Source organism: Streptomyces sp. NPDC000983 (genome assembly GCF_040299205.1).
Taxonomy (GTDB): domain Bacteria; phylum Actinomycetota; class Actinomycetes; order Streptomycetales; family Streptomycetaceae; genus Streptomyces.
The window spans coordinates 183,474-199,763 of sequence record NZ_JBEPBM010000009.1 but is presented as its reverse complement, the minus strand read 5'-3'; the positions used below and the strand labels follow the sequence as shown (position 1 = coordinate 199,763).

The 16,290-nt window shown below is 72.8% G+C and carries 9 protein-coding genes; 5 read left to right on the top strand and 4 right to left on the bottom strand.

The annotated features are described in order from the left end of the window. Positions 1-117: 117 nt before the first annotated feature. Positions 118-1,389 (bottom strand): MFS transporter, encoded by a 1,272-nt coding sequence (locus ABT296_RS13265; RefSeq protein ID WP_351926447.1) that lies wholly within the window; start codon positions 1,387-1,389, stop codon positions 118-120. A gap of 535 nt (positions 1,390-1,924) precedes the next feature. On the opposite strand from ABT296_RS13265, the gene ABT296_RS13260 reads away from it, so the two are divergent. The 4 genes from ABT296_RS13260 to narI are packed head-to-tail and all read left to right on the top strand — an operon-like array spanning position 1,925 to position 8,727. After that, entirely contained in the window at positions 1,925-5,623 is a 3,699-nt protein-coding gene (locus tag ABT296_RS13260; RefSeq protein WP_351926445.1) for a nitrate reductase subunit alpha, read from the top strand. A 1-nt stretch (position 5,624) separates the two neighbouring features. Next, on the top strand, positions 5,625-7,151 hold the full coding sequence (gene narH, locus ABT296_RS13255) for a nitrate reductase subunit beta (RefSeq protein ID WP_351926443.1): 1,527 nt from the start codon (positions 5,625-5,627) through the stop codon (positions 7,149-7,151). Continuing rightward, positions 7,148-7,948: a nitrate reductase molybdenum cofactor assembly chaperone gene (gene narJ / locus ABT296_RS13250; RefSeq protein ID WP_351926441.1), complete on the top strand. Its 801-nt coding sequence runs from the start codon at positions 7,148-7,150 to the stop codon at positions 7,946-7,948. Before narH ends, narJ begins: the two co-directional genes overlap by 4 nt. Continuing rightward, positions 7,945-8,727: a respiratory nitrate reductase subunit gamma gene (narI, locus tag ABT296_RS13245; RefSeq protein ID WP_351926439.1), complete on the top strand. Its 783-nt coding sequence runs from the start codon at positions 7,945-7,947 to the stop codon at positions 8,725-8,727. Before narJ ends, narI begins: the two co-directional genes overlap by 4 nt. Before the next feature lie 55 nt (positions 8,728-8,782). On the opposite strand, the gene ABT296_RS13240 is transcribed toward narI, so the two are convergent. Beyond that, positions 8,783-9,772, bottom strand: coding sequence for an Acg family FMN-binding oxidoreductase (locus ABT296_RS13240; RefSeq protein ID WP_351926437.1), 990 nt, complete (start codon positions 9,770-9,772; stop codon positions 8,783-8,785). Positions 9,773-10,210: 438 nt separating this feature from the next. Here ABT296_RS13240 and adhE point away from each other — a divergent pair, with 438 nt between their 5' ends. Further along, positions 10,211-12,874 (top strand): bifunctional acetaldehyde-CoA/alcohol dehydrogenase, encoded by a 2,664-nt coding sequence (gene adhE, locus ABT296_RS13235; protein ID WP_351926435.1) that lies wholly within the window; start codon positions 10,211-10,213, stop codon positions 12,872-12,874. A 124-nt stretch (positions 12,875-12,998) separates the two neighbouring features. Here the strand turns inward: adhE and pflA are convergent, their stop codons facing one another. Together pflA and pflB are read right to left on the bottom strand one after the other, a co-directional pair. After that, the gene (gene pflA / locus ABT296_RS13230) at positions 12,999-13,757 is read right to left on the bottom strand and encodes a pyruvate formate-lyase-activating protein (RefSeq protein ID WP_351926433.1); all 759 of its coding nucleotides are present in this window, start codon (positions 13,755-13,757) and stop codon (positions 12,999-13,001) included. After that, positions 13,754-16,015, bottom strand: a complete 2,262-nt coding sequence (pflB, locus tag ABT296_RS13225; RefSeq protein ID WP_351926431.1) for a formate C-acetyltransferase — start codon at positions 16,013-16,015, stop codon at positions 13,754-13,756. Before pflB ends, pflA begins: the two co-directional genes overlap by 4 nt. Positions 16,016-16,290 lie beyond the last annotated feature (275 nt).

The following is a 16,290-nucleotide window of genomic DNA, read 5'->3' as shown; positions in this document are numbered from 1 at the left end:
GTCACGCTTGCGGCGACACGGCCGAAGCCCCGCCGGGCGGTCCCGCGGCTCCTCGGTGCGAGGGACCGTGATCGTCGCGTCCATGCATCGCCGCCTGGCGGACACACCCCGCCCCGCCTACGCGGCGGTGTCGGCGGTGGTGCGGGGCCTGCGGCCGGCGCGCGGCCGGTGGTCGCCGTCCTCCGCCGAGGCGCGGACGCTCGTGAGGGTGTAGGCCAGGGCGGCGGTCGCCACGATCGCGAGCAGGGCCAGGCCGGCCGCGTACGTGCCGTACGCGCCGTACAGCGAGCCCATCACCAGTGGGGGCAGGAAGCCGCCCAGGCCGCCCGCGGCGCCGACCACGCCGGTGACCGAGCCGACCCGGTCGGCCGGGGTGCGCAGGGCCACCAGCGCGAAGGTCGCCCCGCTGCCCGCGCCGAGGGCGGCGGCCATGGCCAGGAAGGCGAGGGTGCCCACCGGTGCCAGGGCCGGGGTGAAGGTCTGTACGACCGCTCCGGCGACCACCGTGGCCAGCGAGCCGGCGAGTACCCGGACCGGGCCGAGCCGGTCGGACAGCCAGCCGCCGATCGGGCGCATCGCCACGGCGAGGAGGACGAAGCCGGCCATGCGGTTCGCGGCGTCGGCCTGGGTGAGGCCGTACCCGGTCTTGAGGTAGGTGGGCAGGTAGACGGAGAAGGCGACGTAGCCGCCGAACGCCACCGCGTACAGCGCGGACGCCTGCCAGGTGATGGGGAGCCTGGCGGTGGCGGCCAGGCGGCGGGCCAGCGGCTCGGTCGGCACCGTACGGCCGGGCGCGTCGCGCAGCAGCAGCGCGGCGGCCGCGGCGTAGACGGCCAGGACCGCGGCGGTGATCAGGAACGGGGTGGACATGCTGTTCGCGTCGACCAGCTTCACCGTGGTCAGGGCGCTGATGGCCGTGCCGCCCATGCCCGCGCCGAAGACGCCGATGGCGAGTCCGCGCCGCCGGGGCGGGAACCAGGCGTTGACGAACGGCACCCCGACGGCGAACGCGGTGCCGCCGATGCCGAGGAAGAACCCGCCGATCAGCAGGGCGGTGAGGGAGGAGTGGCCGGCCAGGCCGAGGTAGAGCACCGGCACGATGGTGGCCGCCGACACGATCGGGAACATCACCCGGCCACCGAACCGGTCGGTCAGCGCCCCAACCGGGATCCGGCCCAGCGAGCCGACCACGACGGGGACCGCCACCAGCAGCGACTGTTCGAAGGAGGTGAGGTCGAGGCCGTCCTTGAACCGGGGGCCGAGGGGGCTGAGCAGCGCCCACGCCCAGAAGTTCACGGCGAACCCGACGGTGGCCAGTCCCAGCATCAGCCAGGCCCGGCCGGACACCGCCGCCCCGTGCGACGGTGAGCCACCACTCTTCGACTTCATCGGCTGGACCATGTCGTCCGTCCCTTTCCTCTTCCTCGGCAGGGTGGTGCCGCGCGATCGGGACCGCACCCGTCCCACCGGCCTCTCGCCGACGGACGGCCTCCCCTCTTCCACTGTCCGCACCGGGGGCCGCCGGCGGCATGGGCCATCAGTCCCTCCCGGTGGGCGGACGGGCCCCGGGTTCGGGCCCGGACGTCCCCCCATCGCCCCCACGGCCGTTCCATGAGGGCATCCCCAGGGCGGCCGGACGCGCGACCGAAGCGGGCGCCACGCGCCGTACGCGCCGCACCCGCGGCGGCCGGGGACGGGGGACGGGCCGCCCGGCAGGCACGGAACCCGGTCTCGGCGACGGGCGGCCGGAGTTCGATCACCGCCGGCGTGCGACGCCCGGCACATCCGGCTCCCCTGCCGAACGGGCCCCACCATCAGGGCCATTGGTCCCTGTCGTGGCCGGCCGTACAGGGCCGGAAGGCCGGCCGTCGGGGACCGCCGGCCCCAAGTGGGTTATGTGGCGGGCCACTTAGCGTTCCAGGTCATGGAGAACGATCGGAACGCACGGCAGCGGGGACCGCACGCCGCCGAACGCTGGCCGCTGGCGGCCCGCAGGCTGCTGACCCGCAGCGAGGTCTCGGCCGACGGCCGCGCCGTGTTCGGCACGGGCGACCCGAAGTGGGAGGGCTTCTACCGGGACCGCTGGGCGCACGACAAGGTGGTGCGCTCCACCCACGGGGTGAACTGCACCGGTTCCTGCTCGTGGATGGTGTACGTCAAGGACGGTCTGATCACCTGGGAGCACCAGGCCACCGACTATCCGTCGATCGGCGCGGACTGTCCCGAGTACGAGCCGCGGGGCTGCCCCCGCGGGGCGTCGTTCTCCTGGTACACCTACTCCCCCAGCCGCGTCCGCTACCCCTATGTGCGGGGCGCGCTGCTGAAGCTGTGGCGCGAGGCCCGTGCGCGGCTGGGCGACCCGGTGGCGGCCTGGGCGGAGATCACCGGTGATCCCGCGAAGGCGCGCGCCTACAAGCGGGCCCGCGGCAAGGGCGGCCTGGTGCGCGCGGACTGGGACGAGGTGAGCGAGCTGATCGCCGCCGCCCAGGTGCACACCGTCAAGACCTACGGTCCCGACCGTGTCGCGGGCTTCTCGCCGATCCCGGCGATGTCGATGGCGTCGTTCGCGGCCGGTGCCCGGTTCCACTCGCTGATCGGCGGCACGCTGCTGTCGTTCTACGACTGGTACGCCGACCTGCCGATCGCCTCGCCGCAGGTGTTCGGTGACCAGACGGATGTGCCGGAGGCGGCCGACTGGTGGAACGCCGGCTATCTGATCATGTGGGGCTCCAACATCCCCGTCACCCGCACCCCGGACGCGCACTTCCTCACCGAGACGCGCTACAACGGCACCAAGGTCGTCGCGGTCAGCCCCGACTACGCGGACAACGTCAAGCACGCCGACGAGTGGCTGGCCCCGCACCCGGGCACCGACGGGGCGCTGGCCATGGCGATGGGCCAGGTGATCCTGCGCGAGTTCCTCGTCGAGCGCGAAGTGCCCTACTTCCGGGACTACTTGCGAAAGTTCACCGACGCGCCGTTCCTGGTGACGCTGCGCGAGAGCGGGCACGGTCTCGTCCCCGACGGGTTCCTGACCGCCGCCGATCTCGGCCACGACGAGGAGCACGCCGAGTCCAAGACGGTCCTCCTGGACGGGGTCACCGGTGAACCGGTGGTCCCCGGCGGCTCGCTCGGCTTCCGGTGGGGGGAAGCCGGGCGAGGCCGCTGGAACCTCGAACTCGGCGACACCGTACCTGAGTTGAGCCTGCTGGAGCGGGCGGAGGAGACGGTCGCCGTCGCCCTGCCCCGCTTCGACGAGGGCGCCACGGAGGGCGGCTCGGTCATGGTGCGCGGTGTTCCGGTCCGGCGGATCGGCGGGCGCCGGGTCACCACGGTCTTCGACCTGCTGCTCGCCCAGTACGGGGTGCGGCGTCCGGGACTGCCGGGCAGCTGGCCGTCGTCGTACGAGGACGCGAGCGAGCCGTACACCCCGGCCTGGCAGGAGACGATCACCTCGGTGCCGGCCGCGCAGGCGGCCCGCATCGCGCGGGAGTTCGCCCGCAACGCCGAGCGCACCAACGGCCGTTCGATGATCGCACTGGGTGCCGGCACCAACCACTGGTTCCACTCCGACACCATCTACCGGGCCTTCCTCGCGCTGACCACCATGACCGGCTGCCAGGGCGTCAACGGCGGCGGCTGGGCGCACTACGTCGGCCAGGAGAAGGTCCGTCCGGTCACCGGGCAGCAGCACCTGTCGTTCGCCTTCGACTGGCAGCGGCCCACCCGGCACATGGCGGGCACCTCGTACTGGTACCTCAACTCGGACCAGTGGCGCTACGAGGCGTTCGGGCCCGAGGAGTTGGCATCCCCGCTCGGGGAGGGGCGGTTCGCGGGGAAGGGCTTCGCGGACTGTCTGGCGCAGGCCGTCCGGCTGGGCTGGACCCCGGGCCATCCCGGCTTCAACCGCAACCCGCTCGACCTGACGGACGAGGCCCGGGCCCGGGGGAAGGAGGTAGCCGAGCACGTCGTCGACGAACTGCGGTCGGGGCGGCTGCGGTTCGCCGTCGAGGACCCCGACGACCCGGCCAACTTCCCGCGCGTGCTGACCGTGTGGCGGGCGAACCTGCTGGGCTCCTCGGGCAAGGGCAACGAGTACTTCCTGCGCCATCTGCTGGGCACGGACGCGGCGGTGCGCTCCGAGGAGACCCCGCCCGGGCACCGGCCGAAGGACGTGGTGTGGCGGGAGGAGGCGCCCGAGGGCAAGCTCGACCTGCTGGTCTGCATGGACTTCCGGATGACCTCCACGGGGCTGCTCGCGGACGTCGTCCTGCCGGCGGCGACCTGGTACGAGAAGGACGACCTGTCCAGCACGGACATGCATCCCTTCGTGCACGCGTTCACCCCGGCCATCGCCCCGCCCTGGCAGGCCCGCACCGACTACGACACGTTCCTGACCATGGCCGACCGGTTCAGCGAGCTGGCGGCCGAGCACCTGGGCACCCGCACCGACGTGCTGGCCGTGCCGTTGCTGCACGACACCCCCGACGAACTCGCCCAGCCCGGCGGGACGGTACGGGACTGGAAGACCGGCGAGTGCGAGCCCGTGCCGGGGCGGACCATGCCGAAGCTGGTCGTCGTCGAGCGGGACTACGCGGCCGTCGCGCAGAAGATGCGCGCGGTCGGCCCGCTCCTGGACGAGCTGGGCACCACCACCAAGGGGGTCTCCGTCACGGTGGGCCCTGAGATCGAGGAGCTGCGGCACCGCAACGGCACCGTCCGGGACGGGATCGCCGCCGGACGGCCCTCGCTGGCCACCGCCTCCGACATGTGCGAGGCGATCCTCGCCCTGTCCGGCACCACCAACGGACGCCTGGCCACCGAGGGTTTCCGCGCACTGGAGCGGCAAACCGGCAGCGAGGGCCTGGTGGAACTCGCCGCCGAACGCGAGGCGGAGCGCATCACGTTCGCCGACACCCGCAGCCGGCCGCGCTCGGTGATGACCTCCTACGAGTGGTCGGGCAGCGAGTCCGGCGGGCGCCGCTACTCGCCCTTCGTCATCAACACCGAGCACAAGAAGCCCTGGCACACCCTCACCGGCCGCCAGCACTTCTTCGTCCAGCACGACTGGATCGCCGAGCTCGGCGAGCAACTGCCCGTGTACCGCCCGCCGTTGAACACGCCCCGGCACTACGGCGACGAGCGACTGGGCGAGGACGGACGGGCGGAGGTCACCGTCCGCTATCTCACCCCGCACTCGAAGTGGTCCATCCACTCCAACTACCAGGACAACAAGTACATGCTCGACCTGTCCCGCGGGGGACCCACCGTGTGGATGTCCTCGGCGGACGCCGAGAGGATCGGCGTGAAGGACAACGAGTGGATCGAGGCGTACAACCGCAACGGCGTCGTCGCCGCCCGCGCCGTGGTCACCCACCGCATGCCCGAGGGCACCGTGTACATGTACCACGCCCAGGACCGCACGGTGAACGTGCCGAGGACCGAGGTCGGCGGGAGGCGCGGCGGCATCCACAACTCCCTGACCCGGCTGCTGCTCAAGCCCACCCATCTCGCGGGCGGCTACGCCCAGTTCACCTACGCCTTCAACTACTACGGCCCCACCGGCAACCAGCGCGACGAGGTCACCGTCATCCGCCGCCGCGATCAGCGAGTGGAGTACTGACATGCGCGTGATGGCCCAAGTGGCGATGGTGATGAACCTCGACAAGTGCATCGGCTGCCACACCTGCTCGGTCACCTGCAAGCAGACGTGGACCAACCGCACCGGTGTCGAGTACGCCTGGTTCAACAACGTCGAGACCAAGCCCGGCGTCGGCTACCCGCGCCGCTACGAGGACCAGGGGCAGTGGAAGGGCGGCTGGACGCTCGACCGGCGCGGCCGTCTCGTCCTGCGCTCCGGCGGGAGGGTCAGGCGGCTGCTGTCCCTCTTCTCCAACCCCGACCTGCCGTCCATCGAGGACTACTACGAGCCGGTCACCTACGACTACGACAACCTCGTCAGCGCGCCCGCCCAGCAGGACATGCCCGTCGCCCGCCCCCGCTCCGTCCTCACCGGCGAGCCCACCGCCATCACCTGGGGCGCCAACTGGGAGGACGGCCTCGGCGGCGCACCCGAGCACGCCGCCGCCGACCCCAACCTCAGTGGTGAATGGGCGCGGAGGGTGAAGTTCGAGTTCGAGCAGACCTTCCTCTTCCACCTGCCCCGGCTGTGCGAGCACTGCCTCAACCCGGCCTGTGTCTCCGCCTGTCCGTCCGGCGCGCTGTACAAGCGCGTCGAGGACGGCATCGTCCTGGTCGACCAGGACCGCTGCCGCGGCTGGCGGATGTGCGTCACGGCCTGCCCGTACAAGAAGGTGTACGTCAACCACGCCACCGGCAAGGCCGAGAAGTGCACCTTCTGCTTCCCGCGCATCGAGGCCGGCCAGCCCACCGTCTGCTCGGAGACCTGCGTCGGACGGCTCCGCTACCTCGGCCTGCTCCTCTACGACGCCGACCGGGTCGGCGAGGCCGCGGCCACCCCGGACGAGCAGGACCTCCTGGACGCCCAGCGCGGGGTGTTCCTCGACCCGCACGACCCCGAAGTCCGATCGGCCGCGCGGGAGTCGGGCATTCCCGAGGACTGGCTGGACGCGGCCCGCCGCTCGCCGGTGTACGACCTGGCCGTACGGTTCAAGGTCGCGCTGCCGCTGCACCCGGAGTACCGGACGATGCCGATGGTCTGGTACGTCCCGCCGCTCTCCCCCGTCCTCGACGCCGTCGACGCGGCGGGCGGCGACCAGCACGACCCCGACCATGTCTTCGCCGCCGTCACCCGGCTGCGCATCCCGTTGGAGTACCTGGCCGAGCTGTTCACCGCCGGGGACACCGACGTGGTGGGCGGGGTGCTGATGAAGCTCACCGCGCTGCGCTCCTTCATGCGCGGGCGCTTCCTCGGCGAGGACGGCGACGAGGGGGTCCTCAAGGCCGTCGGGCTCACCGTGCGCGAGGCGGAGGACCTGCACCGGCTCCTCGCCGTCGCCAAGTACCAGGACCGGTACGTCGTTCCCGCCGCGCACAAGGAGGACGCCGCCGCGCTCTCCGCGACGGAGAACCGCTGCCCGGTCGAGTCGTCGGGCGATCCCGAGCCGCGCAGGGTCATGCTCGGCATCCCCACCCTGCGCCGCGACAACACCACCGGAGGCCACTCGTGAGCCCGCTGCCGGCCACCATCCCCGCCCTCGTCCGCACCCGCCTCCGGGCGGCCGTACGCCGGCCGGCCCGGCTCACTCCCGAGGAGCGGGCGGACCGGGCGCTGACCCTGCGGCTCGTGTCGCTGCTCCTGCAGTATCCGGACGCCGAACTGGTCTCAGCGCGAGCGGAGTTGACCGCCACCGTGCGGGCCCTGCCCGCCACCCCCGCGGCGGAGCACCTCGCCCGGTTCACCGACTGGTTCGCCGCCCAGGAACCCGAGGCGCTGGAGCGCCACTACGTCGACATGTTCGACCTGCGCCGCAGGAGCAGCCTCTACCTCACCTACTACCTGCACGGCGACACCCGCCGCCGGGGCATGGCCCTGCTCACCCTCAACCAGCGCTACCGGGCCGCCGGCTGGAACGCCGACGGCGGGGAACTCCCCGACCACCTGCCGGTCGTGCTGGAGTTCGCCGCCCTGGCCGGCCCGGGTGCCGGTGAGGCGCCGCTGCGCCAGCACCGGCGCGGGCTGGAACTGATCCACCGTGCCCTGACCGACGTCGGCTCGCCCTACCGGCATGTGCTCGCCGCGCTGCTCACCCTGCTGCCGCCGCCCACCGAGGCGGACCGCGCGGCGGTGGACCGACTCCTCGCCGAGGGCCCGCCCGACGAGGAGGTCGGCCTCGACCCCTACGGCACCCACGGCGCCTACGGGGACGGGGAGTTCGCGCCGCCGGGCACCTTCGTACCGCCCGTGCAGGCCCCGCCCACCCGGGTCCGGCACGCCCCCGACAGCCGTACGGAAGGCTCCCGATGAACGCCGAACCCGTCCTCCTCGCCGCCGCTCCGGCGAGCGGCACCGATCTGCTCCTGTGGGTCGCCGTTCCCTACGTCTGCCTCGCCGTGTTCACGGTCGGGCACGTCTGGCGGTACCGGCACGACCAGTTCGGCTGGACCTCGCGGACCACCCAGCTCCTCGAACACCGCTGGCTGCGCTGGGGAAACCCGCTGTTCCACCTCGGCGCGTTCATGGTCATCGCCGGGCATGTCGTGGGGCTCGCCGTGCCCGCCTCGTGGACCGAGGCCGTCGGCTTCGGCGAGCACGCCTACCACACCACGGCCGTCTGGGCCGGTTCGATCGCGGGCGTCACCATGGTGACGGGGCTGGGCATGCTGTGCGCGCGCCGGCTGCTGACACCCCGGATCCGGCTCGGCACCGACCGCAGCGACAAGGTCCTCTTCCCGCTGCTGTCCGCCACCGTGCTGCTGGGCATCACCGCCACCGCCGCCCACAACGTCTTCGGCGCCGGGTACGACTACCGCTCGACCGTCTCCGTCTGGTTCCGCGGGCTGTTCGTCCTCCAGCCGGAGCCGGGGGCCATGGCCGGGGCGCCGTTGCTGTTCCAACTGCACGCGCTGACCGCGTCCTTGCTCTTCGCGGCCTGGCCCTTCACCCGCCTGGTGCACATGTGGAGCGCGCCGATCGGCTACCTGACCCGCCCCTACCTGGTCTACCGGCGGCGGGCCGTGGCGGTGACCGCCCCGGCGGCCGGGGGCCGGCCCCGGAACGCCTCGGGTTCGCGGCGAACGGCGTGAGCCACCGGCCCGCACCGGCGACCGCCGGTGCGGGCCGGCCGGTGCGGCCGGTCCGTCACACCACGTCGAGGACGGCCGCGACCGGGCGGCGGGGCGTGGCCGGGCCGCTCGGTCCGTAGCCGAGCCGCAGCACCATCTGCACCTGGCCGGTGCCCGCGCCGGGGTCGCGGGTCAGCAGGCGCAGCTCGCGGTCCTCCAGGGCGTGGGAGGTCAGCGAGGTGGCCAGGCCGGCCAGCGTGGCCTCCAGCAGGACGCGCTCCAGGGCCTGGCCGGCGCGCAGCCAGTCGGCGGGGCCGTCGCCGGGGGTGCTCAGCAGGGCCAGGTGCGGGGTGTGCTCGAAGGCGGCGGTGCCGCGGTCGGCGACCGGGCGGCGCCCGGTGAAGTCCCGTACGGGAGCCTTGCCGTCGCGCCTGCGGGGCCCGAAGGCGTACTCGGGGACGCCGTCGACGGCGGTGTCCGCCTCCAGGCCGAGCCGGGTCCAGCGCACCACGTCCTCGTTGGCGTCGGGGTCCGTGACGTCGCGGCTCTCCGCGTCGCGTACCAGGTCGAGCACGGTCTCGGCGTGCCAGGCGCCGGGGAACAGCAGCTGGGCGCCCTCCAGGGCGGCGCCGTCGCGGAGTGCGGCCCGTACGTCCTCGGGCACCTCCTTGTCGGCGAAGGGGTGGCGGCTGGTGTGCCGCTGCCGGATCGCCGGGTACAGCCGCGCCAGGTCGTCCTGGGGCGGGCCGTCGGCCGGGTCTGTCAGGTGCACGGCGGCCAGCAGCAGCGGGTCGTGCGGTTCGGGCCGCAGACGTGTTCCGGGAGCGAGGCCGGCGTGCGCGGCGGCGACGCGCAGGTTGAACAGGGCCGCGCCGCAGCCGATGTACAGCGCCCGGTTGTCGGGATCCGAGTGGGGCATGGCCCGCCCCGGGTCGGCGTACAGCTCGACGAGGCGCTCACCGGTCAGGAAGCGGAAGCGCCAGGGCTGCGCGTTGTGCATCGACGGGGCCGCGGTGGCCGCGGCCACCAGCCTCGCCACCGTCCGCTCATCCAGCCGCGATGCCATGGCAACCTCCTCGCGCCTTCGCGAAGCCGTGGATTCCCGAGCGCACGCCCGTGTCCGTCGCCGTCCCGGTCGCTCCGCGTCCGTATGCACTGCCAGCGTGCCTGCCGGGGCGGGCGCGGGCTTGGGCCGGACGGGGGCGGGCCCGGGGACCTTCGGCCCCGCGGTCCGGCCGGGCCGCGACCGGGGTACCCGGCCGGGCCCTCCCCGCTCGGTCCCGGCGGCCGCCTCCCGCGCGGGCGGCGGGGCGCGGGCCCCGTGGGGGCCGTCCGGCCCTGGTGTCCGGGGCCGGTCGGACGCCGACCGGGGACCGGGCGGATCTGCGCGGCGCGGTGGCTCCGCAGGGACGCTGACGGGGGAGCGGCGCCGATCCCCCGCGGCGCCGCTCCCCCGCCGGCCGCCGACCGGGCGGCCGAACCTCTCGACGACGGAGGCACACCCATGACCCGCCACGCCGACCGGACCGTGACCGCCGCCCCCGCCGAGCCGCCGTCGGAGACCGCCGTCGCCGTCGACCGGCTGGTGACCAACGGGCTCAAGGCCCTGGCCGACTACGAGGCCCTCGACCAGGAGCAGGTCGACCGCATCGTCAAGAAGGCGTCGGTGGCCGCGCTGGACCGGCACACCGCGCTGGCGCGGCTGGCGGTGGAGGAGACCGGCCGTGGCCTCTTCGAGGACAAGGCGGCCAAGAACATGTTCGCGTGCGAGCACGTCACGCACGGCATGGGTCCGATGAGGACCGTCGGGGTCATCGCCCGCGACGACATCGAGGACATGGTGGAGATCGCCGAACCGGTCGGCGTGGTCTGCGCCGTCACCCCCGTCACGAACCCCACCTCCACCACGATCTTCAAGGCGCTGATGGCGCTGAAGACGCGCAACCCGGTCGTCTTCGCCTTCCATCCCGCCGCGCAGCGGTGCAGCGCCGAGGCCGCGCGGATCGTGCGCGACGCCGCCGTCGCCGCGGGGGCGCCGGAGCACTGCGTGCAGTGGATCGAGCAGCCGTCGGTCGAGGCCACCGGCGCCCTCATGCGCCACAGCGGTGTCTCGCTGATCCTTGCCACGGGCGGCAACGCCATGGTCAGGGCGGCCTACTCGGCCGGCAAGCCCGCCCTGGGCGTCGGCGCCGGCAACGTCCCCGCCTACGTCCACAAGGACGCCGAGCTGCGCCGGGCCGTCAACGACCTGGTGCTCTCGAAGTCCTTCGACAACGGCATGATCTGCGCCTCCGAGCAGGCCGTCATCCTGGACGACGAGATCTACGACGCGGCGCTCGCCGAGTTCCGCACCCTGCACGCCCACCTGGCGAGCGCCGAGGAGAAGGAGAAGCTGGAGGCGTTCCTCTTCCCGGCCGGCGGGGCGGCGGGCGGCGGCTGCGAGCCCAAGGTGAACTCCGCCGCCGTCGGACAGAGCCCGGCGTGGATCGCCGAGCGGGCCGGGTTCACCGTGCCGGCCGACACCTCCCTCATCCTGGTCGAGGCCGAACGGGTCGGCCCGGACGAGCCGTTGACCCGCGAGAAGCTGTGCCCGGTGCTGGCCGTGCTGCGGGCCGGCTCCGCGCAGGAGGGCTTCGACCTGGCGGCCGACATGGTCGCCTTCCACGGCGAGGGCCACAGCTCCGTCATCCACACCGAGGACCCGGCACTGGCCGAGGCGTACGGCAGGCGCATGAAGACGGTGCGGGTCATCGTCAACGCCCCGTCCTCGCAGGGTGCCATCGGCGGCATCTACAACGGCCTGCTGCCCTCGCTCACGCTGGGGTGCGGTTCCTGGGGCAGCACCTCGGTGTCCAACAACGTCTCCGCCGCCCAACTCCTCAACGTCAAGCGGGTCTCCACCCGCCGCAACAACCTCCAGTGGTTCAAGGTGCCGCCGAAGATCTACTTCGAGCCGCAGGCCATCCGCTATCTGACGGCCATGCCGGACGTCCACCGCGTCACGATCGTCACCGACGCCACCATGACCCGCCTCGGCTTCGTCGACCGCGTCACCCGCGTCCTGCAGCGGCGCGACGAGCCGGTGACCGTGCAGATCCTCGACGACGTCGAACCCGAGCCGAGCATCGACTCCGTGCGCCGCGGCGCCGGCCTCATGCGGGACTTCCGCCCGGACACCATCGTCGCGCTCGGCGGCGGCTCCCCGATGGACGCGGCGAAGGTGATGTGGCTGCTGTACGAACACCCGGACATCGACTTCGCCGACATGCGGCACAAGTTCTCCGACATCCGCAAGCGCGCCTTCCGGTTCCCCGCGCCGGGCAGCCGCGCCCGTCTGGTCTGCGTCCCCACGACCTCCGGCACCGGCGCCGAGGTGACCCCGTTCGCGGTCATCTCCGACCCGGCCACCGGCCGGAAGTACCCGCTCGCCGACTACGCGCTCACCCCCAGCGTGGCCATCGTGGACTCGCTGCTCACCACCGAACTGCCCCCGGCGCTCGCCGCCGACAGCGGCTTCGACGCCCTCACCCACGCCATCGAGGCGTACGTGTCCGTCTACGCGAGCGACTTCACCGACGGCCTCGCGCTGCACGCGATCCGTCTGGTCTTCGACCACCTCGAAGACGCCGTGAACCAACGCGCGGGCTCGGCGCGGGCGCGGGAGAGGATGCACAACGCCGGCACCATCGCGGGCATGGCCTTCGGCAACGCCTTCCTCGGCATCGTCCACGCCATGTCCCACACCCTCGGTGCCACCTTCCACATCGCCCACGGCCGCACCAACGCCGTCCTGCTCCCCCACGTCATCCGCTACAACGGCACCGTCCCCACGAAGCTCACCGGCTGGCCCAAGTACGAGAGCTACCGCGCCCCCGAACGCTTCCAGGACATCGCACGGACCCTCGGCCTGCCCGCCGCCACCCCGCGGGAGGGTGTGGAGTCGCTGGCCGGGGCGGTGGAGCGGCTGCGCGACGCGGTCGGGATCGAACCGTCGTTCAGGGCGCTCGGCGTCGACGAGCGCACGTTCCTCGACGCCCTGCCCCAGCAGGCCCTCAACGCCTTCGAGGACCAGTGCGCGCCGGCCAATCCGCGCATGCCGATGCTGGACGACATGCGGGAGATCATGCGAGCGGCCTACGAGGGCCCCGTCTGCGCACCCGGCGCATAGCCCTGTCCCCGGTGGGCGCGGGAGGGCCCACCGGGGAAAGGCACGCCGCAGGGCCTGTCGTCCGGTTCCCCTCCGCGTCGCGGCGGGAAGCGGACGGCAGGCCCTTGCGGCGTGCCTTTCCCGGTCACAGTGCCCGCAGGCCGTGCTCCCGGAACTGTTCGCGCACTCGTTCCGTCAGGTCCGGATCCGGCGTGGGTGTGTCCCGCAGGGGGAAGGGGATGCCCAGCGCGTCGTACTTGTGCGCGCCGAGCTTGTGGAACGGCAGGACGTCCACCCGGTCGACGTTGCCGAGCCCGGCGAGGAACGCCCCGAGGCCGTCGACGGCCGCCGGGTCGTCGGTCCACCCGGGGACGAGGACGTAGCGGAGCCACACCGGGACGCCGAGCCGGTCCAGGCGGGTGGCGAAGGTGAGGGTCGGGGAGAGGTCCTGGCCGGTCAGCTTCCGGTAGGTGCGGACGTCGAAGGACTTGATGTCCAGCAGTACCAGGTCGGTGTCGGCGAGCAGTTCGTCGCTCGCGCGGGCGCCGAGGAAGCCGGAGGTGTCCAGGGCGGTGTGCAGGCCCAGTTCCTTGCAGCGGCGGAGGATCGCGGCGGTGAACGCGGGCTGCAGCAGGGCCTCGCCGCCGGTGAGCGTCACTCCCCCGCCGGCGGTGGTGAGGAAGGGCCGGTACTTCCCGATCTCGGCCATCACCCCGTCCACGGTGGCCGGCCTGCCGTCACGCAGGTGCCAGGTGTCGGGGTTGGCGCAGTACAGACAGCGCAGCGGGCAGCCGCTGAGGAACAGCACGAACCGGGTGCCGGGGCCGTCCACGCCGGTGGACAGGTCCCAGGAGTGGATCCGGCCCGGGACCTGTCCGACGGCGTGCCGCGTCCCGGTGCTCACAGCGCTCCGTGGAAGGTGCGGCTGATCACGTCGAGCTGCTGCTCGCGGGTCAGGCGGACGAAGTTGACGGCGTAGCCGGAGACCCGGACGGTCAACTCCGGGTACTTCTCGGGGTGTTCCATGGCGTCCTGGAGCGTGGCCCGGTCCAGGACGTTGACGTTCATGTGGAAGCCGCCGGAGACCGTGTACGCGTCCAGAATGCCGACCAGGTGCCCGGGGCGCTCGGCGGGGTCGTGGCCCAGTCCCTCGGGTGTGATCGTCGTGGTCAGCGAGATGCCGTCCCGGGCGTGCTCGTAGGGCAGTTTGGCGACCGAGAGGGCCGAGGCGGCGACCCCGTGCCGGTCCCGGCCGTTCATCGGGTTGGCGCCGGGCGCGAAGGGGGCGCCGGCGCGGCGGCCGTCGGGCGTGTTGCCGGTGTGCAGGCCGTACACCACGTTCGAGGTGATGGTCAGCACCGACTGGGTGTGCTCGGCGTCCCGGTAGGTGGGGTGCTTGCGCACCTTCGCCATGAACGACTCCACCAGGTCGACGGCGATGCCGTCGGCGCGGTCGTCGTTGTTGCCGTACGCGGGGAACTCTCCCTCGGTGCGGAAGTCGACGGCGAGTCCGGTGGCGTCCCGGAACACCTTCACCCGGGCGTACTTGACGGCGGACAGGCTGTCCACGGCGACCGACAGGCCGGCGATGCCGCACGCCATGAAGCGGTGCACCGGGTGGTCGTGCAGCGCCATCTCGATGCGCTCGTAGGCGTACTTGTCGTGCATGTAGTGGATGACGTTGAGGGTGTTGACGTACGCCTCCGCCAGCCAGTCCAGGACGCGGTCGTACGCCGCCGACAGCTCCTCGTGGTCGAGGTGGTCGCCGGTCAGCGGGGGTGTCTCGGGCGCGATCTGCGCGCCGGTCAGCTCGTCGCGGCCGCCGTTGACCGCGTACAGCAGGGCCTTGGCGAGGTTGACGCGGGCGCCGAAGAACTGCATCTGCCTGCCGACCGTCATGGCGGAGACGCAGCAGGCGATCGCCGTGTCGTCGCCGGTGCGCGGGCGGGTCAGGTCGTCGGACTCGTACTGGATCGCGCTGGTGTCGATGGACACCCGGGCGCAGAACTCCTTGAAGGCGGACGGCAGCCGGGGCGACCAGAGCACGGTCAGGTTGGGCTCCGGGGCCGGGCCGAGGTTGTACAGGGTGTGCAGGAAGCGGAAGGAGGTACGGGTGACCAGCGGGCGGCCGTCGGTGCCGATGCCGCCGATGGACTCCGTCACCCAGGTCGGGTCGCCGGAGAACAGGGCGTCGTACTCGGGGGTGCGCAGGAACCGTACGATGCGCAGCTTGATCACGAAGTCGTCGATCAGCTCCTGGGCGCGGGTCTCGTCGATGGTCCCCTCGTCGAGGTCGCGCTGGAGGTAGACGTCGAGGAACGTGGAGGTGCGGCCCAGGGACATGGCGGCGCCGTTCTGCTCCTTCACGGCGGCCAGGAACCCGAGGTAGAGCCACTGCACCGCCTCGTGCGCGGTGGCGGCGGGCCGGGTGACGTCGCAGCCGTAGGAGGCGGCCATCTCACCCAGTTCCCCGAGCGCGCGGATCTGCTCGGCGAGTTCCTCCCGGTCGCGGATGACGTCCGGGGCGGAGGGCCGGGCGTCGAGCAGGGCCCGCTCGGCGCGCTTGGCCGCGATCAGCCGGGTGGTGCCGTACAGCGCGACGCGCCGGTAGTCGCCGATGATCCGGCCACGGCCGTAGGCGTCCGGCAGGCCGGTGATGATCCCGGCCTTGCGGGCGGCGCGCATCTCGGGGGTGTAGGCGTCGAAGACACCGTCGTTGTGGGTCTTGCGGTACGTGCCGAAGACCCTGCTCACGAAGGGGTCGGGCGCGCGGCCGTACGCCTTGAGGCCGCTCTCGATCATCCGCAGCCCGCCGTTCGGCATGATCGCGCGCTTGAGCGGGGCGTCGGTCTGCAGGCCGACGATCAGCTCGCGCTCCCGGTCGATGTAGCCGGGTGCGTGCGAGGTGATCGTCGACGGGGTCGCCGCGTCGACGTCGTGGATGCCCTTCGCGCGCTCCTCCGGGAAGAGGGCACTGACCTTCTCCCAGACGGCGCGGGTACGGTCCGTCGGTCCCACGAGGAACGTGGCGTCGCCTTCGTAGGGCGTGTAGTTGCCCTGGATGAAGTCGCGCACGTCGACCCGGTCCCGCCAGCCCGTACCGGCGAAGCCCCGCCACGCCTCGGCCGTCGCCCGGGGTCCAGCTGTCACCGTTGCCGTCATCGCCGGTCTCTCCCTCGCTGTGCGGCTGAACTGCTCTTGCTTCGATGCTCGTTGCTCGGGACGCGCGCGAGGAGGGCCCATCGGCGTACCGGGGCGCGCCGATGGGCCCTCGTCGAGGGCCGATGGTCCCGCCGCCCCGCCACCGCACCGGCCGGCCGAAGGCCGGTGGGCATCCGGGTGTGCCGCGTCCGACAGGGCCGACCGGAGGTCGCCGCCGCGCCGAGCGGCCCTGCGACCGGGCCGGTTCCGGGACCGATGGGCCCCGATCGCGGGGC